The sequence below is a fragment of the Segetibacter sp. genome, assembly GCF_025963695.1.
Taxonomy (GTDB): Bacteria; Bacteroidota; Bacteroidia; order Chitinophagales; family Chitinophagaceae; genus Segetibacter.
Genome location: NZ_JAOQAH010000084.1, coordinates 78683 through 104270, shown reverse-complemented (window position 1 = coordinate 104270; position 25588 = coordinate 78683). Strand labels below are relative to the sequence as shown.

Genomic DNA, 25588 nt, shown 5'->3' with positions numbered 1-25588 from the left:
TTAACGAGTAACAGAAGCCTTCCCACATTTCTAAAATAATCAACACCTTCCTTCATTTTATAATAAGCAATGATTGAACTTCTCTCCATACAAAATCTTCAAATTGACTTTACCTCGGACGGAATAATAACCACTGCCGTAAAGGATGTTTCTGTTGATGTGCAAAGAGGTGAAATTGTAGCCATCGTTGGAGAGTCGGGGTCGGGAAAATCAGTTACATCATTATCAATACTTCAACTGCTTCCCTCGCCACCCGCAGTCTTTCCGAAAGGCGAGATTTGGTTTACTGACAAAGAAGGCCGAAAAATAAATTTGCTGAAAGCTTCTAATGAAACCATCAGGAAGATAAGGGGAAATGAGATTGCGATGATCTTCCAGGAGCCAATGACTTCCTTAAATCCTGTGCATACCTGTGGTCACCAGGTAATGGAAGCAATTTTGCTGCACCAGCAGATACCAGCCGAAGAGGCAAAGAAAAGAACGATAGAATTATTTGAAAGCGTACAACTGCCTAATCCTTCCCTCCTTTATAGCCGCTATCCTTACCAGTTGAGTGGCGGACAGAAGCAACGGGTTATGATTGCAATGGCAATGAGCTGTAATCCATCACTGCTTATTTGCGATGAACCTACCACAGCCCTTGATGTAACAGTGCAGAAAACAATACTTCAGTTGATTAAAAATCTTCAGCAGCAAAAAAACATCGGAGTAATTTTTATCTCTCACGACTTAGGTGTTGTTGCGGAAGTAGCTGATAAGGTAATTGTGATGTACAAAGGCAGCATTGTTGAAGAAGGACCGGCTGCAGAATTATATAAAAATCCAACACATGCATATACCAAAGCCTTACTTGCTTGTCGCCCTGCCCTACACGCAAAAGGTGAACGACTACCTGTAGTTAGTGACTTTATAGATGGAAAACTTAAGGACGTACATGACAAGCTGGAAATACGAGAACAAGTGCGGAGATCCGAAATTATAAACCGCGACCATCCGTTACTATCAGTACAAAATGTAAAAGTTTGGTTTCCGGCGAAGTCGAAGTTATTTGGAAAGCCAACCGAATTTATTAAAGCAGTTGATGACGTAAGCTTCGATTTATTTGAGGGAGAAACGGTGGGGCTTGTAGGTGAGTCTGGTTGTGGAAAAAGCACTCTAGGGCGAAGTATACTGCAATTGATAAAACCTACAGAAGGAAGCATCTTTTTTAAAGGGCAAGACTTAGCAAAAGCACCGCAGGATCTATTGAGGAGTATGCGAAAAGACATGCAGATTATTTTCCAGGATCCCTACTCATCGTTGAACCCGAGAATGACAATTGGAGAAGCAATTGGTGAACCGATACAGGTACATCGGCTTGCCCTCAATAACCGCGGGAAGCAAGAAAAAGTGATGGAATTACTTGAAAAAGTACATCTAAAACCAGAACATTATAACCGTTACCCTCACGAATTTAGCGGCGGACAGCGGCAACGAATAGTTATAGCACGGGCCCTGGCCCTTCATCCTGCATTTGTGATTTGTGATGAAAGTGTATCTGCACTAGATGTAAGTGTACAGGCACAGGTTCTGAACTTATTAAACGACTTGAAGAAGGAATTTAAATTTACTTCCATATTTATATCACACGACTTGTCTGTAGTCAGGTATATCAGTGACAGAATAATGGTAATGAACAAAGGCAAGATTGTAGAGACAGGTAATGCTGAAGACGTATATCTACATCCCAAATCAACTTATACCCAAAACTTGATAGCAAGTATACCCAAAGGCATTGTAGGAGAAGTTCAATAACCTCGCTTTAGTAAATAAGTAGTGATTATATGAGGCTTTGTGATGCTAAAAGAGGGGCAGATGAAGTGCTTGCGACGCAACAATGATGCTATAGAAAACAAAGGCCGGTATCTCAACCAAAGAAATTTCCATAAACACTATAAACAGTAGGGTACGGTTAAAAACATCAACTACTCTTCTGAATTGTGGTATCCTAAACTCCACGAATTAGAACGTTCAAAAAATCTTCGTCCGCTTTTATGTTGTGCAAAAAGAATTCTTTTTACCTGCTCGTCAAACTGCGCTGATTCATTCTCATAGGGTTTTAGCTTTTTCTCTGTCAGCTTCACTAAATTCCCTGTCGTACTAACCTCTTTTAGGTTTAATGGTTGCAGTCCGCTAATACCGATCTTCCAATCATCGTCGGGTTTTATTTTATATTTAAACAGGTACAGGTGGCCATGTATGCCTTTTGACTGTAGTACTTTTTTTTCGACCATCTTTATTGCTGCAAACTCCTTGTAATTTTTATCGCGGAGTAGTAATGCTCTTGCAATAATTTCCTGATTTTTATATTTCTGCGGAAAAAGGTCTGTTCTGTTTATCTTTTTCAGCATCGAATACAACTTTGCCCTGTACTTATCCTGCCTGGCAAGGGAAGCAAAAAGCGTGTCGGGTATTTTTTTATTTTTCTCCGTCATTAACCTCGCTGCTATTAACTGAACATTGACATCTTTAGATTGCAACAGCTTCTCGAAGTATTTGGCCACAGATGGAACTTTATCGTAAAACGGCATAAGTAAAACGGCATAATCTTCAAGCGAAGAAGCAGTTGATTTAGCGCGGTTCCTTGCATAAATAGCTTTGTACTCCTCTTCATCATCCTCAACCTCTAAATCATCGTTGTCAATATCCAATAACTTTTCATCTTTATTTTGCTGCTTTTTCAACTCAATTTTTGCATCGAAATACAACTTGCTAAAATAATCTTCGTAGTCATTTCCTTTTATATAACCGCTGTCAACCATTGCTTTTAAAAGCCGGTTTATTAGTGGCCTGTAATCTTCCAGTGCTGCCAATTGCAGTATATCCGGAAAAAGGGTCTGGGCTAATAATAGGGTATCTGAAAAACGGGAAAAAATGCGTGCGTACTCGTAACTGTCATCAAAAACCGGGGGATCTTGTACCAATAACTTTTTAAGTAAGTTATAAGATTCACGGGTCTGTAGTCGGGCTAAGGCAGTTAAGACGGGGTTCTGAAAATAACTGGTATCTGAACTTTTATCATAGAGTTCTTTCAAATAGGTTATAACCTTTTTGTTTACTGAAGTATCGTTGATATAACCCAGTTCTGTTATAAACTTCGCTTTGGTTTCAAAATATTCTTTATCACCAAACTTTAATTTATTGATGGCAGACATTATTCTTTCAACGCCATCTTTGCCAAAGTAAATACTGGAAATTGCCTCGTTGGCGTATTTGGTAATAGCAGAGTCTTTGCTTGAGTAATCAGCAAAGAACACGTCTAGCTTAGTGTTGAAAACAGAAGTACCTGTTTTTTTATCGAGAGGCTTTGCAGTGGCAAAAAAGGATTTTAAAAATTCACTCTCGTGGGTTGTAGTGTCAGATAAAGTGGAGAATTTATATAAATTATTTCCTTTCAAATAATAAGTAGATTTTATGCAGCGGGACGAATTTGTATCCGTTAAAACAACATAGTATCCGCACGCGGAGTCGTTCACTTTAAAAAATTCTTTCCTTCTGAAAACCATGTCTTTTCCAGTTTCTTTCTCATCCAGTTTTTCACGCCAGAACTTGGAGGAATCGCGACTATGATAGTATTTAGGAAAATTTTGAACAGTCACTAAAATACTTTCACCCGTTGAGTCACTCTTAAATACTCCCGTTTTATTTTTCGGCCAACCGGAATAGGAATTCTCCGATGCTGGCATCGCCTCACTTCCTGCTTTTTCCATCCACGATCTTAAAACATTATCAACATTAGGTTTAACGGGAGTAACAACTTCGAGCTTTAAAGTAGAGTCGATATAACGTTCGGGTTTGGAGTATTTGAAACTGGTGAACCGGAATGAATTAAAAAACTCCTCAAAATCATTCTTTCTATCCTTGCATTTAACCGCCAACAAATAATAATGCGGACCTTTTATGAAAGCCTTGCAAGTAATATAAGATCCATCTTTTAAAGAAAATTTACTTTCAAGAAATCGAACACCTTTTTGCGTGCCGGCTTTCCTGAATATTTGTTTGTCTATTATTCCTGAGCTTTTAAAACTTTCGGCTACCAAAGCAAGATCGAAAGTGTCTTCTTCAATAAAATTGAAATTATGCAGGCTTTTCTTCCAAAGCATATAAGCATTGCCATTGTTGTTATCGATCGACTCGTACTCCCACCTGCCGGTTCCATCTCCCGAGTTTCTATTATAGGCTTCATTTGCTGTTTTAGGAAAATCAACTGTAAAACCTCCTTGCGTTGGTTCAAATGCAGCCCATTTGTTACCAGGCAAGGGCATTATTTTAATTGAGTTGAAAAACATATCGGCTTCCTTGCCTTCCACATAATTGTCACTTCCACTCACTTTAAAAACGAGCACTTCAAACGGTGTTACTAATAATTGGTAACGTTGTATGTCGCCGCGTCGCGTACGGTTGGTAATATCAAACCCCTGGTAACCGTTCTTATTTATTGCAGTCTTCTTTATAATGCGGCCAGGAATATTTTCATACAGCATGCTGTCCACCTTGCCGAGTACCACCTTTTCGCTATGCCCTAGCATTGCAGCATGAGTTCGAACCCTTGTAAGCATGTAATAAGAGCCGTTATTCATATCAGCATATTGCCAACTTTCATTTCCCCTTACTTCTTCCCTTTTATACAATTTTCCCGGCAATTGCAGTTCAATTTTTCCATCCTGGGTTGTCTGTGTCCTAAAGGTTACCGGCACTTTCAACTTATCTATCTCATCTTTTTGCGAGGCATCTCTATCCTGCATAAAGATTGGCCGTAGTTTGTATCCTTTTTTGCGCAACAATTCTATCACACCGCGCGGACCTGGTAAATGAGCGGCGCCAACACCTACAAAAAGGCTTCTCTTTTTTAGAATTGTATCAATTGAATTGGCCTGTATGTGGTTGCGCACGTACAAAAACTTTTCAGAAAAAGCTGTTGAACCGCTGGTCATACTTTGAAGCGAATCCATCAAGTCGAGGTCGCCATTTCTATAGGCCTGTTGAATCTTCTTTTGTATATCAAACATCGATTCGCCATCATTGTCAAAACGTCTCTTATTTTTATCACGCGCCATATCCTGGTATGCCTCCATCATTAAGCGCTCCGACTCGAGGTAGTTTTCTACGCCCGCAGCCTGCTTACCCAACTTTCGGCCGGTTTGGTATATGTACAAATCGAGGTACGTATTTTCTTCGAAGTCTGCCGAAGGCTGGTAAGACCGGTACAAGAGATTATTTACAACAGTAGGCTCTTCAATCAACGCCCGTTTTATATCATCTTCATACTTGTCTAACCTAAACGAACTTTGCTTTAAGTAATCGTTCATCTTTCCCAGCGAAAAATGAGCAAGACTCATCTGTGCTTTTTGAAAGCGGAACATTTCATCCTGCCATATTTCGGGGTTAAGCTCAAGCGCCACGGCGTCTGTGTTGCGCATCGCATAATAAAAGGAATCACTTAAGTGAAAAACCATCTTACTGCTAACATGCATTGTTCCGAACAAGTATGAAGGCTTTTTCAAACCGTTTCCTGTTATTTCCCAAAACAGGCTTGGATATTTTTTAATGGTTGTTCGTTTTTGTGCGGTAGAGGCAGAAAAAAAAAGCAGGAATAATAAAAAAGGGGAAAGTAAAAATCGTCTCATCAAAGTCTTAATAGAACCTGTAAGTTATCAAATAAATACCGAAAATATATTTAACAAGTACCAGAAATAGAAAATTATTCGCAGGAAAATTATTCGTTTTATAAATGGTTAAAACGCAGACTTTTAAAGAATTTACACCAGCCGCAAAAGGTTTACGCGAAAGTAAAATTTAAATAATAAAAAGCTTTTATCTTACCTTAGCCAACTTTCAAATCATGCTGTTCCAACGCCCTTGCCTCCAACAGGGCCACTGTACGAACTATGAAAACAATGAATCAATAGCAAATGAAATTATCTCAGTTTGTATTTGACCTCCCTCTAAATCTTATTGCCCAACAACCTGCAAAAAAAAGAGAAGACAGCCGTATGATGGTCGTCCATCGAAAGACAGGCCAGATTGAAGACAAATACTTTCGCGACATACTTGAATATTTTGACGACAAAGACGTATTTGTTGTAAACAATACAAAAGTCTTTCCTGCCCGTATGTATGGCCGCAAGGAAAAAACGGGGGCAAAAATTGAAGTGTTCCTGCTGCGGGAATTAAGTAAAACAAACCGCTTATGGGATGTGATAGTGGAACCGGCAAGGAAAATTCGCGTTGGAAATAAGCTATATTTTGGAGACTCCGACGAGCTGATAGCTGAAGTAATTGACAATACCACCAGCCGCGGCCGTACAATTAAGTTTCAATGGGAAGGAGCAGAAGAAGACTTTAAAGTACAATTAGAGGCATTGGGAGAAACCCCCTTACCAAAATACATTAAGCGTAAACCAGACGAAGAAGACCGCGAAAGATACCAGACAGTTTACGCCAAGCATGAGGGCGCGGTGGCTGCTCCAACGGCCGGCTTGCATTTTAGCAGAGAACTAATCAAGCGTTGCGAAATTAAAGGGATACGTTTTGCAGAGGTCACTTTGCATACCGGCCTCGGCACTTTTCGCCCCATAGAAGTTGAAGATTTAAGCAAGCATAAAATGGATGCCGAATATTACAATGTAGATGAAGCTGCATGTAAAATTGTAAACAAAGCCAAAGAAACCAACCACCGTATTTGTTCTATAGGCACCACCACAATGCGCGCCATGGAGACAAGCTTTACTGCGAAGAAACTGCTGAAACCAAGCGAAGGGTGGACAAGTACTTTTATACACCCCCCACACGATTTTAATGTCGCCGACTGCCTTGTCACCAATTTCAATTTACCTAAGTCAAGCCTTCTTATCATGACGTGCGCATTTGCTGGTTATGAGCTTGCAATGGAAGCATACAAAAAGGCAATTAAAGACAAATACCGCTTCTTTAGTTATGGCGACGCAATGCTGGTATTATAAATAATAAATAAATTTTTAAGGAGCTTCATGTAATGGAGCTCCTTTTAATTATAATATTTTTTATGTAGCCCGCATTTGAATAACTATTAGAAATTCTTGCGTCGCACACTTGTACATTAGTGTTGGTGTGTGGGCGGAAAACAAATCTCAATTATGATGGATGTTTTGGGAAAAGCTATATCAGACTTCTATACCAGGCAACCTTACAACAAGCTTTGGATCCATAACAAATATGGGAAAAAGGAAGAAATGCCTATCGCTACTTATTTCCGTAATGTGGCAGACATGCCTGACCTTGAACTAATAGCCCTACAAAATTGCACCGGTAAAATTTTAGACATAGGTGCAGGTGCAGGTAGTCATGCCCTGGAATTACAAGATAAAGGCTTTGACGTAACCGCACTTGAAATATCAGAAAAAGCCGCAGAGGTATTGAGGTTACGCGGAGTTAAAAAAATTAATTGTACAGACATTTTTTCATTTGATGGAGAACGGTTTGATACCTTATTGCTGCTGATGAACGGCATCGGGTTAACAGGAAATATTGCCGGATTAAAGTCTTTTCTACAACATGCTAAAAAACTCATTGATCCGTTGGGTCAGTTAATTTTCGATTCGTCAGATGTGGCCTATTTGTATGATCACGATATACCCGAGATGGACCACTACTATGGAGAGATCAGGTATCGTTACGAATACAAAAAACAAAAAACGGAATGGTTTACCTGGCTGTACATCGACCAAAAGATGTTGACAAAGACCGCCGAAGAAGAGGGATGGAAAACAGAGATAATTTTTCAGGATGAATTTGATCAATACCTGGCAAAGTTGGTTTTAAAGGCATAATCAACCGAAAGATCCTTTCACCCCGGACGTGCCTCACCGTGACTGCTACCGTGAGGATACCTACTTCCTTCAATGACCCCGGCACATCTGCCAGGCAGTGCAAAGAAAAAGGTTGTTGTGTTGAGGTTCTATAGGAACGGTTGGTGCAGAATGAAACCTGTATTGAAGCACCAGACGTGCCAAACGGTGACGTTAAAAACAAAACAGTCTTCAAACTTCTACCCGCTAAATATTGCTGCGCAACATTTACATCTGTATCAGGAAAATGGCCCCTCATGGTAGTCTTGATGGTGTGACACACCTGCAACGAAACGCAGCAAAGCATGAGGGCCTCATAGAATTGCTGCCGATAAACGGAATGCGACGCAACAATGATGAACCGGATTACTAGAGCTGGTACCAAAAATCAAGAACCCATTAGAATTAAAAAGTGTATTTGAAGACATAACAGCACAGCAGCACCAATAATTGAAAAAAAGGTATCATCAAACTGTAAATGTGTGAATGTTACAACCTAATACAGTTAAGGTGTAACAATTATAACGTCAAGTAAAACGTTCTTTGTTGTGTGAAAATGTATTCACGCTTCATCCAATGTTAATGAAAATTAAATTTCTACACTTTGCAGTAGCCGCGGCTACTTTATTATCTATTCCAACTATAAATTTTGCCCAGGGACCCAATTTAGGCACCGCAGCTAATTTTGTATTGTTTACTACAGTGGGCGCAGTAGGCAATACAGGAATTTCTCACCTTACCGGCAATGTAGGTAGCAACAGCGGCTCCACAACTGGTTTTGGTAATGTAAATGGGGTGATGCACAATAATAATGGCGCCACCTCACAGGCCGCACAAGATTTATTGTTCGCTTATAACGAAATTAACGGCACTCCCCACACATTCAGCCATGCGCCTTTGCTAGGTAATGGCGATACGCTTATTGCCGGGGTTTATGCTATTAACGGGTTGACTACGCTGGCCGGAAATCTTATTCTGGATGCGCGGGGAAATTCTAATGCAGTGTTTATCTTCAAAATCGGTGCTGCCTTTTCAACACAGGCAGAATCAAAAGTAAAATTGATAAATGGAGCAATGGCTTGCAATGTATATTGGAAAGTAGAAGGCATGGTAGGCATGGCCGCAGGCACTTCATTCAAAGGAAACTTGATTGTAAATAATGCAGCAATCAACATGAGCACACGTGATACTCTTGAAGGAAGAGCACTTTCTACTACCGGTGCAGTTAACATTACCGGTACGATGGCTTATACCCCCGTTGGTTGCGGCAGCGCCCTACTTAAAGGGCCGGCAGCACCAAACCTTGCTACTACCGCCTGTTACGCAATTTTTTCAGGTAATGGTTCGGTAGCAAACGCTGGTGTGTCGCATGCAACAGGAGATATTGGATCGAACGTTGGCTTAACAACGGGTTTTGATCCATTATTGGTTAAGGGTCAAATACATCCTATTCCTGATGGGTCTACATCGGCCTGTGCAGCAGATTTACTAAATGTCTATTCATATCTCAATACCTTAACTGATGATATTGAATTATTATATCCCGCACAATTTGGACATAACCTGGTTCTTACGCCACATACCTATGTCATGAAATCTGCAACATCTTTTACAGACACACTTTACTTGAATGGACAAGGTAACCCCGACGCAGTATTCGTTATTAAGATAACAGGAGCTTTAGGCACAAGTACAAATGCGAAGGTTATACTAACAAATGGCACCCAGGCAAAAAATGTGTTCTGGAAAGTAGACGGAGCAATTAGTATAAGCGACAATTCAGAAATGAAAGGAACGTTCATCGCCAACAATGCAGCTATTGATTTAAAAACCGGGGTTATCATAGACGGAAGAGCACTTACCACCAATGGCGCTTTAAGCACCGCTGCAGTTACGGTCACCGTTCCGGCTGGTACCTGTGGCACCCTGATGCCTCTTACCTGGATGCACTTCCGCGGTAATAATGTACAGGAAAATGTTTTGCTTGAGTGGGGAATCACAAATGAAGTAAATAATGGCTTCTTCAAAATTGAAAAAAGCAGGGATGGTAAACAGTTTGAAACATTGGCTACCATTGATGCGGAAACCGGAAAGACACAAGCCAATTATTCCTTCACCGACCTACACCCTTTTATACTTAATTACTATCGTATTTCACAAACCGATAACGATGGACGAAAAAGCTACTCTGCTACTATCCAGGTAAAGCGAAATATGAATAAAAGTCAAAAACCTGTTATTAATGTTCAGGCGGGCTACATTTATGTTCAAACTGCAGCTTCAACAGCAGGTAAGGGCTCTCTCGAACTTTATAGCATAGAAGGTAGAAAAGTTTCTTCTCAAAAAATAGTACTGACTAAAGAAGTAAGTCTTTATAAAATAGAGAAGCCTGCGCAAACGGGCACATACTTACTTCAGATATTAAATAATGGAGTAAAAATGTACGCCGGAAAAGTAATGGTTTTTTAATACAAGATTTACTAAGGCAAAAAGCAGGTGAAGCAAAAATTCAACTGAACGTAAGAAGCTAAAAAACAATAAAAAGGGATGCTGTCAAAAGCATCCCTTTTTTATTGCTTAATTTACCAGGTACATTTATAGAAAATGTCTCCACTGTTATGTTACAACACCCCTTACCCAAAACAATGTGGCCACATTTGCACAAACAGTGCATTCTTTCTTTACCTAAAAGGATTGCTCTTGTCCTGTCCTATTATAAGGCACTTTCTCCGCAAAACGGTAATGGAGACGGGTTAATAGAGCACGACAGTAAGTATTGGTACAAGTATTAAAGTACTTGTAATGCGGAATAGGCGCTTTTTTCAGGCGGAAGTAAGATGGAAGCAACCAACCGGCGAGCATTAAAAAGTACAAGGGGCTAATAAATTTAAAGCCGTACTTACACTATGTGGGTATGCTCAACATTATTTAGCGTAACAGTTTCTTCCTCACTTGTCATCCCGTTCACTTTGCATTTGAAGGTACGAACGCCACTTCCAGCGTAAAGTCTTCTGTGTCGTCAATTTTTATCTGGCCTGCTTCAACGCCATCTACCAGCACCGTAAAAGTGTGCCGACCATTTACAACACTTCACTTACCCGTTAATATTAATTTTGCTGCCTTAAAAATTTATAGATTAAACAACCCTTTATTTAATGCCTGTAAAGTTTTTGTTTTATACTCTGCAGGAATTAGCAAAGAAACATTGTGCTTGCTACCGCCATAACTTACCATCCTAACAGGAATGTTGTCGATAGCATCAAACAACCGCATCATTACTTGTGGGGTTTGTACAATTTGATTTCCGACTACGGACACAATAGTCTGATTTTCGTCTACTTCAACTGTTCCAAACGCTTCAAGCTCCTGTATAATGTCGGCAAGGTTTTCTTTGTTGTCAATTGTAAGTGAAACAGCCACCTCTGAGGTAGTAATCATGTCAATGGAAGTCCGATACTTTTCAAAAACTTCAAAAACCTTCCGCAAAAAGCCATAGGCCAGCAACATGCGGCTACTCTTAATCTTGATGGCTACAATTCCATCTTTGGCAGCTACAGCTTTTACCCCCACGCTACCTGCATCTTCTACAATCAGTGTACCTTTTGCAGATGGCTCCATCGTGTTAAGCAGCTTAACAGGAATATTATAATGTTGGGCAGGCCAAATAGAAGCCGGGTGCAAAATCTTAGCTCCGAAATAAGCCAGCTCTGCCGCTTCATCAAAACTCATTTGCTCCACTGCTACGGTTTTGTCAACCATGCGCGGATCGTTGTTATGCATACCATCAATATCTGTCCATATCTCGCATACCTCCGCATTAACGGCAGCAGCAATTAATGACGCACTATAGTCACTTCCACCGCGCTTCAGGTTATCTACTTCACCCTTGCTGTTGCGGCAGATATAACCTTGCGTAACAAATATCTTCTTATCCTGGTGGTGCTTTATTTGTTGGGTAAGCTTTACTCTAATGTTGCCGATCAACGGTTCTTCATAAGCATCAATCTGCATAAACTCAAGGGCCGGTAACAGTTCATGATCTATGCCTACTTCTGTCAGGTAAGCCGAAAACAATTTTGTACTCATCAACTCGCCTTGTGCAAGAATGTCCTTATTCAAAGCCTCACTAAAAGAAATCTTAAGAATGATATTTAAAAATTCGAAGTGCTCAGATATCATTTTTAATGCCTTCTGTTGCGCTTCTTCAGTTTTTAATAATGTGCTTATAAACTGTTTATAGTGCTGCTCAAGTTTGTCTATGGCATGTTTTGAAAAATTACGATCGCGATTAGATAAACCATTACTTATCTCAACCAAAGCGTTAGTAGTTCCGCTAAGGGCACTTAATACCACAATTTTTGGTTCATCATCTCTTGTTATCAGCTCCGCCACCTGGTGCATCCTCTCCGCCTTACCAACACTGGTTCCACCAAACTTCATTACTTTCATTAGTACACTTTTTTAAATGTGGTGCAAATATAATTGTAGCAGGGCACAATTGTCATCTCTCAAATTTTTGTGGTTTAGTTCCTCATTATTAAACACTCTTGTAACTAGGTTTAAAATACATTTGTCACAAATAATTGAATAGCAGATGAGAAATATCATTTTTGTTTCATTTTTATTACTCTGGGTTGGGGTAAATGCGCAGAACAAAACTGCAAGTATTGCTAAGTTGGCAAGGCCCAAATTAGTTGTAGGCATTGTTATAGACCAAATGCGGTGGGACTATTTGTACCGGTACGCTGACCGCTATTCGCCTAATGGCTTTAAACGATTATTAAACGATGGATTTAGTTGCGAAAACACTTTTATCCCTTACACTCCCACCGTAACTGCCGCCGGCCATACTTGTGTTTACACCGGCTCGGTGCCTGCTATCCATGGCATTCTTGGTAACAGCTGGTATAGAAGAGACCTCAACAGAAGTTGGTACTGCACAGAAGATTCAACAGTTAAAACTGTAGGCAGTACATCTGATGCGGGAGAAATGTCGCCATCGAGTATGTGGACTACCACTGTAACAGACGAACTGAGACTGGCTACTAATTTCAGGTCAAAAGTTATTGGCATTGCTTTAAAAGATCGCGGGGCTATTTTGCCTGCCGGCCATTCAGCTAATGGCGCTTATTGGTTCGACAATGCAAACGGTGCTTTCATTTCCAGTACCTACTATATGAAAGACTTACCTGATTGGGTTAAGCAATTCAACAACAAAAAATTGCCCGACCAGTATCTGCAGCAAAACTGGAACACCCTCTACCCTATTAATACTTACGTTCAAAGTACGGCAGACGATAAAACTTATGAAGGCAGCCTCGAAGACAATACTTTCCCGCACATAACTGCAAACATTACCAGGGATAAATACAACGCCCTCCGCACTACTCCATCAGGAAATACATTGACTTTCGAAATGGCAAAAGCTGCCATTGAAGGCGAACGTCTTGGACAAACTGCAAATACCGATTTTCTTGCAGTCAGTTTTTCCTCTCCCGATTATATCGGCCACACCTTCGGGCCTAATTCAATCGAGGTTGAAGACAACTACCTCCGCCTCGATAATGAGTTGGCTCAATTTCTCAACTTCCTGGATGGTAAAATTGGCAAGGGTCAATACACTGTTTTTATAACTGCCGATCACGCTGTAGCACATGTTCCCGATCAATTAAAAGAGAATAAAATACCAGCGGGCCTGCTGGGTGAAACTGGCTTGCAATCCACCTTAAATAATATGATTGAACAGCGCTTTAAAATTAAAAATGCCGTTTCTTCTGTAAGCAATTACCAGGTGTATTTAAACAAAGCTGTTATTGAAAACGAACAAAAGATAAAAGAAGCAATAATTGACCGCTTACTTGAGTTTCCGATTATTGTAAACGCTTTTGACGTTAGAGAACTAAATAAGATAGCCCTGCCGGTTGGCATAAAAAATATGGTTGCTAATGGCTACAATCAAAAATTAAGTGGCGACATTCAGTTCATTTACAAACCTCAATACTTTTCGGGTGGAAACAAGGGCACAACGCACGGCTCGTGGAATCCCTACGACTCTCATATCCCTTTGCTCTGGTATGGCTGGGGAATTAAAAAAGGAAAGACAAATCGTGAAACTTATATGACCGATATTTCACCCACTCTTTCGGCTTTGCTGCATATACAAATGCCTAGTGGCAATATTGGCCAGGTGATAGAAGAGGTGATACAATAGTTTTGGTAGCAGGCTTTTTCCGCTTTTTGCAACTACTCTTGCGTCGCACTCTTGTACTTTTTTTCTTTATTCTACAAATTGTATATAAAAAAGTGAAGCCGCAGTTTATCCGGCTTCACTTTTTTTTGTCTGTTTTCTTATGCAGGTTAGCCGAAACAGGTAGTGCTGCAGTTGGTACAGAAGTAACCTAACCCTTCGTATCTTAAATTGCCATTGCCGCACTCAGGCAGCCGTTTCAGCCCGGCTTACAATAATTGCTTTCTTAGGCTCCGGCGCAAAACTCACAAGTATTACTCCTGCAAGAATTACTATCAAAGCAAGAATTTGCTGAATGGTAATTTGCTCGTCTAATATCAGCCACCCCAGAAAAACAGCAACAACAGGATTTACATAAGCATACGTACCCACAACCGAAGCGGGGCGTACACTTAATAACCATATGTAAGACATGTAACCAATTAAAGAACCCATAATAATCAGGTATAACATTGCAGCAAAAGAACTCCCTGAAATTTGGGTAAGAGAAAAGTGGTTTTGCTCACCCCCTATTAAGCCGGCTGGTACCGAAATTACTCCAGCAGCCAACATTTGAACCGCTGCCTTCATAGTAACCGATGCTTCTACTTTCTTATATTTCGAATATAACGAACCCGTTGCCCAGGCAATAGTACCAACAAGCAGCACAAAAAAACTAATCAGCTTCATTTTATCTCCTAAAAAGTCAGTTGAACCTTTTCCGGCAAATAATAACAGAACTCCCGAAAAGCCAACAAGAAACCCCAGGATAATTATTTTATTAGAAAAATGAAATTTCCACTGGCCTTTGTCGAGCAGCACAAACCAAAGAGGCACAGTTGCTACTATAATGGCAGCTATTCCACTTGGTAAATATTGCTCAGCCCACGACACTGCTCCGTTGCCCATAAACAACATTAAAAAACCACCTACGCTTATTGTGCTAATTACTTTTAAAGAAGGCACTTTTTCGCCTTTAAACAAACACCACGCAAATAAAATCGCTCCTGCTACAAGAAACCTGCATGCTACAAGAAAAAAGGGTGGAATTGTTTTAATACTAATCCGGATGCCTAAATAGGTTGATCCCCATATAATATATAATGCTGCAAATGCAGCAAGCACTAATAATTTCGACGGCTCCTTATTTATTGCAAGCTTTGACATAGTAGAAATGTGTGGATGTTTTTAAAAAGCATGAGCTTTTCGTGCCAGGCTTGCAATACGTTTTACCATTCAAAGATAACAAAAACGAGCGGCAGGTTATAAAGCCGATAAGGAGCGTACGTTAAAACTGGTCTTAAATAAATATTTCCTGCTCGTCTGTATAATAAGTCACTCCCCCTTTCTTGTCTGCCTTTATTTCAGCTCCTGTCGGGCTTTTATCCTTTTTTGAATTATGTATTTTAAGAAAATCGCGCACCTCACCTGCTATAATACCAGGGTGTGATTTTGAAATTTCTTTTTCTGCATTTTCAAGAACCGCTTTTATTGCTGCAGCCAACGTCTTTATCTTATCATCAGGAATTTTGTTCGATACTGATTGCGGCGCTATTTTAGCCTCCCATAGTATTTCATCGGCATATGCATTTCCAATACCTCTTATTACGTCCTGGTTTGTAATGCGTGTCTTGATGTTTGACTTTGATTGTAATGCTTTTTTCAAATAAGCAAAATCCAGTTCTTTCGATAATGTATCTATCCCTTTTTTGTCTTCAGGGTTTAGTTTTACGTTTGCATACCCCTGGTAATCCGTCAACGCTAACCCCTTACCCTCAAAATAAAGCTCGATTAAAGTATTTTTATTTTCATTTGTTTCATTAAACTCGTACAATTTTCCGTGAAGCATTAAATGCATTCCAAGCACTAATTTGTTTGAAAACTGAAACCTTAATTCTTTGCCTGACCGGTAAACTGCTACAAGTTTATGACCTTTCAAATTTGCGTCCAGCGCAGTGGCATCACCTTTTGAACTCTTTGCATTTACAATCTTTATCTCCGCTAATTTCCTGCCTGCAAAAAGCTTATTTAAATTTTTAGCGAACACTTCAAGATCAGGAGCCTCGGGCATATTTGATAATTTTTTTTGTTCAGGCAAGTTATCATTTTTCAACATTGTTGTGTCACTCACTTGTACTTTCTATTTTTTATGCTGCTTTTTACGCCTTTTATTATTTATCATATACAAGCTATAAAGCGATAGAAGTTCTAAGACCTGAATTGCTGAATTAAAAAAAACAGCACAAGCGTGCGACGCAACCGAAGCTGAATAAAGAAATTAGGTACAGGTAAAAAAAGAATTAATTTGTTAAGCAATAACTTAAGAAAAAGCGGGCAACTTAAACAGGTGGTGTTTACCAATGGTATAGTTAAGCCTACTTTCAATTATTAGTTTTGCACCATACAAATGAGAGCTTTATTCTGCATTATACTTTTACTGCTTTTTGCCAAAGTCTCGCAGGCACAACGATTTACTTTTACCCATATTACCACCGATGATGGTATTGGCCTTGCCAGCAACCACGTTACAAGTCTTCACCAGGACGACAAAGGATTTATGTGGATAGGGACGGCTAATGGTTTACAAAGGTTCGACGGCAGTAAGTTTATACAAATTAGTACATCAAAAACAGATGGTGATAAATTGATGTACCCCCGCATATCTCAAATGGTACCGGCCGACAGCGGTAAATTTATCTTAGGAATGTTTACTCTTCGTCAATTTGGAATATTTGATCCATCTACATTCATTTATAGAAAAATTGCTCTAAAGCCAGATAAAAAAATTCCCGCCTCTTCAGAATACCGGATGTGGAAAGACTCCCGGGGAGAGATTTACCTGAATGTGCAGGACTATGGCATTTTGCACTTTAATAAAAAAGACAACTCTTTTGTTGATGACAAGCCTTTTCCCTTTCCTAAGGGTTGGGTGATAAATACACTTGGTGCTTACGAGAACCACGCGAAACAACAATACTGGTTTGCCTGCGATAGCGGGTTATGTATTTATGATATAGGAAGCCGGCAAATGTGGTATAAAAGAAACAATCCAAATAATCTTCCCATACTAAATAACTTAAAAATACAAACAGGCCTTAGCAGAATTTATATTGACCGCCAACACAGAATTTGGTTGTTTGGTTATCCCAAAGGAAGCATTGGCCCCCAATACAGGTTCTGCCTTGATAGTACAGGCAGCAACTATTTAAATAAAGACACTACCGGGTTAAATTATGGTCAACGCGGATCAACCGACTACCGACAGATTTATGAAACTAAAAAGGGTGATCTATGGGTTTATGGATTGAATGCTCTTTTAAACTTTGATAGAAGCACCCATCGTTTTGATTATATAAAAAGTGTTACGGGAAACGATAATATATCGATAGACTACGAATCAGTTTTCCAGGTATTAGAAGATAAAGAAGGTAATATTTGGCTGGCTACCAACCAGGGCATTTACTACACTGCAACAGGAAGTGGCAACTCGTCTGTAGTAAACGTAACTTTTAACGATAAAAGCGGCCCTACGTCTATTAACGATATTATAGAACTGCCTAACGGTAATCTTCTATTTGCTTCCGGTAGGCAAGGCGTAACTGTTACAGATCAATTTCTACGTAAAATTGATCTTCCGTGGCCCCTGCAACCACCACCTGCTAACTGGTCGCAAACCTTAAAAGACGCTGCCTACCAAACCTGGAGCCTTTGCCGCCAAAGCACTACCGGTAACATTTGGACAGGTTGCAATAATGGCGTACTGATGATACATAACATTGAAAAGAAAACGCACGATTATTTACACCGGGCCGAATTTAATAATAGCAGGATCCAATATATAACAGAAGATAAGCAGGGACAAATGTGGCTGGCCACCCAAGGTGGCCGTTTAATTAAATATGCGGACAATAAATTTTCTGTGGTTCTTGATATAGGCACTATTATCTACAAAATTTTTATTGACAGACAAGGGTGGATGTGGCTGGCAACCAAGGAAAGCGGACTATATGCAATTGACCCGATTAGCGGTAACATATTACAACATTATACAGAGCATGGTGGTCTGAATAGCCTGTACAGTAATACAGGGTACGATATAGAACAATTGCAAAATGACCAGATCGTATTGGCAGGAGGAGCGCTTCACTTTATCGATAAAAAAACGCGAACGGTGTTAAGAGTTCAATATGAAGATGGACTTCCTTCTAATACCGTTTTAAGGTTAAGAACAGACGAAAAAGGTTTTTTATGGATTGTTACCAGTAATGGTCTGTGCCGCTATAATCCTAATAATAATCATATCACTCCTTATGGACGAAGAGACGGAGTGGTATTGGCAGAACTAACGATCGCTGCCGATTTTAGTACCAGTAAGGGTAAAATTATATTTGGAGGAAGCAATTCGGTGATTATGTTTAATCCTGCAATTTTCTCAACCATTCAACCTCCCCCCGATGTTACCATTACCGATTTTAGATTATTTAATCAATATCTGCCGGTAGACTCATTGTTATCGATACCAAGAGTAAGTCTAAAAAACGATGAAAACTCCTTAAGCATTTATTTCGCCTCGCTCAGTTACCGGCAACGGGATAAACTTACCTACTTCTACAAAATGGAAGGGATTGATAAAGACTGGGTAAAAGCAGATCGTTCGTATTTTGTAAACTACTCTTTGTTGCCACCGGGCAAATATTCCTTTAAAATATATTGCGAGAATATAGAAGGAATGCGTTGTTCTAACATTACCGACCTAAATATTTATATAAAGCCTCCATACTATAAAACGTGGTGGTTTAGGAGCTTTTTGCTATTCGTAGTGGCCTTGCTGATATATGCAGTTCACGATATAAGAGTAAAACGGTTGCTTGCAGTAGAATTGTTGAGAACGAGGGTTGCAAGAGATCTGCACGATGATATGGGTAGCACCTTGAGTACCATCAATATCCTCAGTTCGATGGCCAAGAATAAAGTGCAGGTTGACAATAACAAAACAACGGAATATTTAGGCAAAATAAGTGAATACAGTGAACGGATGATGGACGCTATGGACGACATTGTTTGGAGTATAAAGCCAAGTAATGACAGTATGCATAAAATAACTGCGCGTATGAGAGAATTTGCTACGAATGTTTTGGAGGCAAAAGAAATAGATTTTGAATTTACTATAGATGAAAGTGTGTACGAGGTAAAACTAAATATGGAAGCAAGAAGAGATTTCTTTTTAATCTTTAAGGAAGCTGTTAATAACGCAGCCAAATATTCCAAAGCAAAACACCTGGTGATACGGTTAACAATGAAAAACCGAAAATTAGTGTTGATTGTAAAAGATGATGGAGTAGGGTTTAATTTAGTAGAAGCAGACGGAAATGGCCTTGGAAATATGCAAAAAAGAGCAGACCAGCTCAACGGCTATATAACAATTGAGTCGCAAAAAGGAGACGGCACGTGTGTTAATCTTACTATTCCTGCTTTATAGCACCTCGGTGTCTTCAAATATTTCCCCATACTTATCCAACAAAGAGTAATTTTTCTACACCGTTTATATCCTTTGTAAGCAATAGTGAAATTTTGTGGTTCGGATAGATATGAATGTAGCAGGAAGCAGCTCACTAAAAATTAAAGATGAATCATTTCCTTAGTCAAAAGTTCAAATTTTACTCCTTTGTATCAATATCATTGTTATTGTATGTTCACGGGTACAACCTGCACGAGACATATTTAACTCCTTACAGCACCGTACAAGAACCGCTGACTTTTACCACTTTCATAGAGTACTTTTTCGCAAACGGAGCATTGCGCTTTCGCATACCACTATTGTTTATGATATCGGGTTATATATTTACGCTTCACAGTAAGAGACCGTATGCTGCAAGAATAAAAAGACGTTTTGCTACGCTAATAGTTCCTTTTTTATTTTGGAGCGCAGTTGGCATCCTTATTACTTACCTCTGGCAGCAATCTACTGTGACAGCTCAGGCAGTAAAAGATGCAGCGATAGACCAGTTAGGCGACAACCGCCCGTACAACGAAATTGGTTGGCTTGGGGTGCTGTATCGTTGGCTAGTTAAGCCGGTTTCTTTTCACCTGTGGTTTATAAGAAGCTTGTTTATTTACAACCTGCTTTATCCGGTAATTAGCTGGTTTATTTCAAAAGCTCCCACTATTTGGTTCGCACTTGTTTTTTTGTTTTGGCATACTATATTTAATTTTTCCTTTATCGAGGGACAGGGGCTATTCTTTTTTTCGTTGGGCATACTAATTAATACAAGTAATTATCCAATACATAAAAAACCGCTCTGGTTCAGTGACTACCTTAGCTGGTTGTTTTTTTTGGGTATAAGCGTTATTAAAACTTTTATGGCCTTCGAGCTTGAACCCAACAACCCGGCAACGCCGCTGATACTCTACGCGCTACACGATACTTCCATCGGGGCGGGTATTCTCGCAGTCTGGTTTGGAGCAGATCCCATTGTAAAGTGGTGTATGGATAAAAAATGGTTTCAATGGGTGGCTTCATTCTCGTTTATCATTTTTGCTTTCCATGTTCCGCTTGTTCACTATACAACCAGGCTTGCTTTTATTTACTGGAACCATTTACCTAATTACCGCCTGCTGACCTACCTTATAGTACCGGTTTTTATATTCTTTTTTTGCGTTGTTACAGGTGTGATATTTAGAAAAGTCTTTCCAAAAGCATATCGGTTTGCTACCGGCGGTCGCGGATTGTAAAGCAGACTATGAGGATGCGAGGGCGAAGAGAGGCTGCTTGTACACATTTATTAATTATTAAGGGTAAAGGCCCGCCGCATATCTTTATAACTCTTAAACCCTTAAAAAAAATGCTACTGATTCTACTTGGCCTTGCCGCTTTTTTAGCGGCCGGTTCGCTTCGTAAAATGCAAACTCCCTTTCCAGCTTATACGGGTGTTATTCGCCTAGTGGCTTCTATTATGATCGTTATTGGTATACTCACCTCGTGCGTTGTGCAGATAGATGCTGGCGAAGTGGGAGTTCAATCACTTTTTGGTAAAGTTCAAAATAACGTCTTAACGAGCGGTCTTCATTTTATTAATCCATTTGCTAAGGTAAACAGGATAGATGTACGCACTGAAAATTACACTATGAGTGGTGTTCACGACGAAGGAGATAAATCAGGAGATGATGCAATCAGGGTATTAACTTCTGACGGGCTCGAAGTGATAATTGACCTTACAGTTTTATACCGGGTTCAGGCCAGCGAGGCGCCCCGACTGGTTAGACAAACAGGATTAGATTTTAGGGACAAAATTGTGCGGCCGGTAACCCGTACAAAAATTCGCGATAACTCTGTATACTACACAGCTATCGATCTTTATAGCACCAAACGTGACGAATTTCAAACAAGAATTTATAAAACAATCGAGGATAATTTTAGGGCCCGCGGTCTCCAACTCGAACAATTACTTGTAAGAAATATCACGTTGCCAAACAGGGTAAAAGCAGCAATTGAAGAAAAAATAAACGCAGAACAGGAAGCGCAAAAGATGTTCTTTGTTTTACAGAAAGAAAAACAGGAAGCCGAACGCAAAAGAGTGGAAGCGCAGGGTATAGCAGATTATCAAAGAATTATCAATACGGGCCTAACCGAAAATCAACTGCAATACGAACAGATAAAAGCGATGAAAGAGATTGCAACATCAGCAAACGCTAAGGTTATAATAATGGGTAGTAAAACGCCTGTAATAATTGACGGAAAAAATTAACATTCCCCCTTTTTAGCCGATTGCTTTAACATCCTCAAGCTTTCATCTTTCGTACTTTTGCGACTATGGAAGAAATTATTGCGCAAATACTACAGAACCTAAAAATAGAAAAGCTGAATGAAATGCAGCTTGCTTCACTAGAGGCAAACGAGAAACCGAACGATGTTATCTTGCTTTCTTCTACCGGTTCAGGAAAAACACTTGCATTTTTATTACCCGTACTACAGAAACTAAATAAAACCAATAACAAGACACAGGCGCTGGTAGTGGTTCCTTCAAGAGAACTGGCTTTACAGATAGAGCAGGTTTTTAAGACTATGGGTACTGGTTTTAAAGTTACGTGTTGCTATGGCGGACACAAGCGCGAGATTGAAGAGAACAACCTGTTACAAGCCCCAGCTTTGATAATCGGAACCCCAGGCCGTATCGGCGACCACTTTCGCCGGGGAAACATTCAGGTAGATAGTATAGAAACACTGGTGCTTGATGAATTTGATAAGTCACTTGAATTAGGTTTTCAGGAAGAAATGGCGTTTATAATCGATTCAGTAAAAAATCTTAAGAAAAGGATTTTAACCTCAGCTACTGAAGCCGCAGAAATTCCTGAGTTTATTCAACTTAACGAACCTTTAAGACTGAACTTTTTAACTGGCGAAAAAGAAGCAGCACTCGAGGTAAAAGTGGTAATGAGCGATGATAAAGACAAGTCTGATACGCTCTTTAGACTGGTCTGTTATTTCGGCAACAGATCAACCATTATTTTTTGTAACCACCGTGAGGCAGTTGAACGTACAAGTGCCTTACTGGCCGACAAAGGAATTGTAAACGTATATTATCACGGTGCGCTTGAGCAACACGAACGCGAAAGTGCTTTAGCGAAATTTAGAAACGGTACGTCTAATATTTTAGTCACTACCGATTTGGCATCGCGGGGTTTGGATATTCCTAACATCCGTTACATCATCCATTATCACTTACCGGCTACTGAAGACGTATTTACACACCGAAACGGAAGAACTGCCCGTATGGAAGCAAGTGGCACAGCCATTTTGATTATTGGCCCTGAAGAAAAGACTCCTGCCTATATACCTGACGAACCTTCGGAGATAGATTTGCCCGAAACCAACGAGTTGCCCGAAAAGCCAAAGTGGTCTACACTTTTTATCGCCGCAGGTAAAAAAGACAAAGTAAACAAAATTGATATAGTAGGTTTCCTTACAAACAAAGGACAATTGAAAAAGGAGGATATCGGGCTTATTGAAGTAAAAGACTTTTTTTCATTCGTTGCTGTTAGAAAGGTTAAAGTCAGCAACATTCTTGTAAATATTAAAGACGAGAAAATCAAAAATAAAAAGGTCAAGATTGATATAGCTAAATAAGCCTTTTGTATTTTATTGGCATTTCGCAATAAATTATAAAAACCCTTTTTGAACAAGCTTCACTTCTTTGTGCAGCTTTGGTTGTGTCACTCACGTGTACGGGTAATATTAATTCAGCCGTTCATGTTATTATGTTTAGACTAACTGAAACAACTTTTGCTGTTTCAGTTAGTACTTTATAATGGTTAAATTATAATGCCTTCTTCTTGCGTATTAATAGTAAAACTATCTTTCCTATAATACTTACGGTACTTCTCACTAACTTCTTTGGGCTGCTTTTTGTCATTTATATATAAATCGCCCCCTTTCACTTCAATCTTGTAAGGCTTCAACTTATCAATCAATCCATCGCTTTCAAGCGCATTAGTAAAATCGCGGAGACCTTTCATTTCTACTTTTATCTTCTTCATTGACTCCCTGGCACTTTTCATTGCCTTCTCTGTATTTCTCCTTATTTTTTTCATATCAATGTCAGGAACGGTAAAATTCATATCAAATTTCTGCCTTTGTAATTCCGCCCTAACCTTTGCCATTTCTTTCTTCACCTCCGTCAATTTCACTTTATCAACTTGTGCCACGGCATCGTTCATCTGGTCACCCATCTTTTCCCAATCGATCGTTTTCAATGACTCATTTACCTCTGCGACAATCTTCTGCTTATCTATTTTTTGCAATGCTTTCTCTAACTGCAGCTTCATTTTACTCATATCAACCTGTTTCATCTGCTGATCGAGTTTGTGCATTTGTAGATCCAATTGCTTCATCTGTAAATCTAACTTGTCTAAATTGCCTTCCTGGTTTTTTGGCGCTTTAAAATTTTCCTTTAATTGTTGTTCTTTCTTAGCAGATTGGCTAAAAGCTGAAAAGCCAATAATAGTAGCTATAAGCGCTAACAGATAAACAATTCTAGCGAAGGATGAACTTTTTTCCATGACATGCTGGTTTTAATACTTTAAGTACGAATAATTTCGTATCAAATATACGATCTACTTCGTATTTCTTTAACAATTCGTAACCTTGTTACTAATTTTAACAATTGTTCGTTTTTATATCCTGTTTCTTTACCCTGTTTTTATGATACCAGCCTTTTGTTGTTTAATTCAATCTTAGGGGTTATGGTCTGAATATGGCTTCATAACAAGATGCAGTACAAGGGAGTGACACAACCGAAGTATCACAAAAGATCAGGTGCCCGTTAAAAAGAACCTATCAAGGCAGTATTTTTGATTTAAACTAAAGTAAAAAAGATGAGGCGCTTATTTATTGTTCTAGGTATGCTTTCTTTGACTGTTTCAACCTTTGCCCAGGATGAAGAAGAAGAAAAAACGCATAAATTCAGAAGAGACAACATTTTTATTGGTGCCGCTATTGGTCTTGGATTAAGTAGCGGTGGATTTAGCGGAGGAGCAAACCCTGAAATAGGTTACAGCGTGGCCCAATGGCTTGATGCCGGCATTTCAACCAATTTAAACTATAACTCATATTCCGCAGAATATAATGGCGGAACAAGGCAAAGAAGTTTTAATTACGGTGCGGGTATGTTTGTAAGGGTTTTTCCTATAAGAAGCGTTTTCTTACAGGTTTTACCAGAGTATAACAGGATAAATACAAACCTCAGAGATGTGTATTCGGGGCAAGAAGTAACTTATAAACAACAGGCTCCGAGCCTGCTACTTGGGGTAGGTTATGCAAGCAGGGAAGTAGGCAGAAGTAGTTTTTACACTGTAATTATGTTTGATGCAGGTAACAACGAAGACTCTCCTTACATAGGTCACCTTGGCTCGAAACGGCCCATATTGCGGACTGGGTTTAACTTTTACCTTCGTTCAAGAAGGAGATAATTTGTTGTACAGTATCGACAACTAAAATGCGATCCCGCCAATCTTCGTATAAAAAGTCACACTGCTGCATATGGCTGATATGACTGATTAAGTGATTATAAAATCCTGCTGAATTAAGCAGGATTATTTTTTTGTTGTGGATTTTAAGTGTGTTCCAGGTAAGCATTTCAAACATCTCATCGAGTGTACCATGCCCTCCGGGTAGAATGATAGCAGCATCGCAGAGATCGTACATAATCTTTTTACGGGCGTGCATGTCGGCTACTACCTGCAGGTCTGTTATACCGGTATGTTGATGCTCCCACCCTATCAAAATCTCAGGGATAATGCCTGTAACCTTGCCCCCGCTTTTCATTGCAGAATCTGCCACCGCTCCCATTAATCCTTTTTTACCCCCGCCATAAATCAACGTTATGTTGTTTCTGCCCATGTACCCGCCTAACTCAGTTGCATGTTGCACAAATATGGGATCAGAACCATTTTGAGAGCCACAGAAGACCGCTATAGAAGTCAAATTCATGTAGTTGCTTTT

The 25588-nt window shown here is 39.6% G+C and carries 17 protein-coding genes; 11 read left to right on the top strand and 6 right to left on the bottom strand.

Going from position 1 to position 25588, the window contains the following annotated elements; translation table 11 throughout:
- Positions 1–69 precede the first annotated feature (69 nt).
- Positions 70–1794, top strand: a complete 1725-nt coding sequence (locus JWR87_RS14455) for an ABC transporter ATP-binding protein (protein WP_297821309.1) — start codon at positions 70–72, stop codon at positions 1792–1794.
- 170 nt (positions 1795–1964) lie between these two features.
- Here JWR87_RS14455 and JWR87_RS14450 read toward each other — a convergent pair whose 3' ends face one another.
- Positions 1965–5666: a TraB/GumN family protein gene (locus JWR87_RS14450; protein ID WP_297821307.1), complete on the bottom strand. Its 3702-nt coding sequence runs from the start codon at positions 5664–5666 to the stop codon at positions 1965–1967.
- 285 nt (positions 5667–5951) lie between these two features.
- On the opposite strand from JWR87_RS14450, the gene queA reads away from it, so the two are divergent.
- From queA to JWR87_RS14430, 4 genes are all read left to right on the top strand, one after another.
- Complete coding sequence (queA, locus tag JWR87_RS14445) at positions 5952–7001, top strand: tRNA preQ1(34) S-adenosylmethionine ribosyltransferase-isomerase QueA (protein WP_297821305.1); 1050 nt, start codon at positions 5952–5954, stop codon at positions 6999–7001.
- A 153-nt stretch (positions 7002–7154) separates the two neighbouring features.
- Positions 7155–7847, top strand: a complete 693-nt coding sequence (locus tag JWR87_RS14440) for a methyltransferase domain-containing protein (protein ID WP_297821304.1) — start codon at positions 7155–7157, stop codon at positions 7845–7847.
- A 232-nt stretch (positions 7848–8079) separates the two neighbouring features.
- Positions 8080–8238: a hypothetical protein gene (locus JWR87_RS14435; protein WP_297821303.1), complete on the top strand. Its 159-nt coding sequence runs from the start codon at positions 8080–8082 to the stop codon at positions 8236–8238.
- A gap of 209 nt (positions 8239–8447) precedes the next feature.
- Positions 8448–10334 carry an ice-binding family protein gene (locus JWR87_RS14430; RefSeq protein WP_297821302.1) on the top strand — a complete coding sequence of 629 codons (1887 nt, stop codon included), beginning with the start codon at positions 8448–8450 and terminating at the stop codon, positions 10332–10334.
- Between the two features lie 660 nt (positions 10335–10994).
- On the opposite strand, the gene JWR87_RS14425 is transcribed toward JWR87_RS14430, so the two are convergent.
- A complete protein-coding gene (locus JWR87_RS14425; RefSeq protein WP_297821300.1) occupies positions 10995–12314 on the bottom strand; it encodes an aspartate kinase in 1320 nt (439 codons plus the stop codon).
- Positions 12315–12459: 145 nt separating this feature from the next.
- On the opposite strand from JWR87_RS14425, the gene pafA reads away from it, so the two are divergent.
- Positions 12460–14076 (top strand): alkaline phosphatase PafA, encoded by a 1617-nt coding sequence (pafA, locus tag JWR87_RS14420; protein ID WP_297821298.1) that lies wholly within the window; start codon positions 12460–12462, stop codon positions 14074–14076.
- A gap of 222 nt (positions 14077–14298) precedes the next feature.
- On the opposite strand, the gene JWR87_RS14415 is transcribed toward pafA, so the two are convergent.
- Positions 14299–15258 (bottom strand): EamA family transporter, encoded by a 960-nt coding sequence (locus JWR87_RS14415; protein ID WP_297821296.1) that lies wholly within the window; start codon positions 15256–15258, stop codon positions 14299–14301.
- Positions 15259–15391: 133 nt separating this feature from the next.
- Entirely contained in the window at positions 15392–16222 is an 831-nt protein-coding gene (locus JWR87_RS14410) for a DNA-formamidopyrimidine glycosylase family protein (RefSeq protein ID WP_297821294.1), read from the bottom strand.
- A gap of 276 nt (positions 16223–16498) precedes the next feature.
- Between JWR87_RS14410 and JWR87_RS14405 the strand changes: the two genes are divergently transcribed.
- The 4 genes from JWR87_RS14405 (at position 16499) to JWR87_RS14390 (ending at position 23215) form a co-directional block, all read left to right on the top strand.
- Positions 16499–19570, top strand: a complete 3072-nt coding sequence (locus tag JWR87_RS14405; protein WP_297821292.1) for a two-component regulator propeller domain-containing protein — start codon at positions 16499–16501, stop codon at positions 19568–19570.
- 146 nt (positions 19571–19716) lie between these two features.
- Positions 19717–20823 carry an acyltransferase gene (locus JWR87_RS14400; RefSeq protein ID WP_297821290.1) on the top strand — a complete coding sequence of 369 codons (1107 nt, stop codon included), beginning with the start codon at positions 19717–19719 and terminating at the stop codon, positions 20821–20823.
- Positions 20824–20933: 110 nt separating this feature from the next.
- A complete protein-coding gene (locus JWR87_RS14395) occupies positions 20934–21836 on the top strand; it encodes a prohibitin family protein (protein WP_297821288.1) in 903 nt (300 codons plus the stop codon).
- Positions 21837–21901: 65 nt separating this feature from the next.
- Positions 21902–23215: a DEAD/DEAH box helicase gene (locus JWR87_RS14390; RefSeq protein WP_297821286.1), complete on the top strand. Its 1314-nt coding sequence runs from the start codon at positions 21902–21904 to the stop codon at positions 23213–23215.
- 185 nt (positions 23216–23400) lie between these two features.
- Here JWR87_RS14390 and JWR87_RS14385 read toward each other — a convergent pair whose 3' ends face one another.
- Complete coding sequence (locus tag JWR87_RS14385) at positions 23401–24147, bottom strand: hypothetical protein (RefSeq protein ID WP_297821284.1); 747 nt, start codon at positions 24145–24147, stop codon at positions 23401–23403.
- A gap of 315 nt (positions 24148–24462) precedes the next feature.
- On the opposite strand from JWR87_RS14385, the gene JWR87_RS14380 reads away from it, so the two are divergent.
- Positions 24463–25056 carry a hypothetical protein gene (locus JWR87_RS14380; RefSeq protein WP_297821282.1) on the top strand — a complete coding sequence of 198 codons (594 nt, stop codon included), beginning with the start codon at positions 24463–24465 and terminating at the stop codon, positions 25054–25056.
- Here JWR87_RS14380 and JWR87_RS14375 read toward each other — a convergent pair.
- Entirely contained in the window at positions 25025–25576 is a 552-nt protein-coding gene (locus JWR87_RS14375; protein WP_297821280.1) for a TIGR00730 family Rossman fold protein, read from the bottom strand. The two genes, JWR87_RS14380 and JWR87_RS14375, sit on opposite strands and share 32 nt — an antisense overlap.
- Positions 25577–25588: the final 12 nt, after the last annotated feature.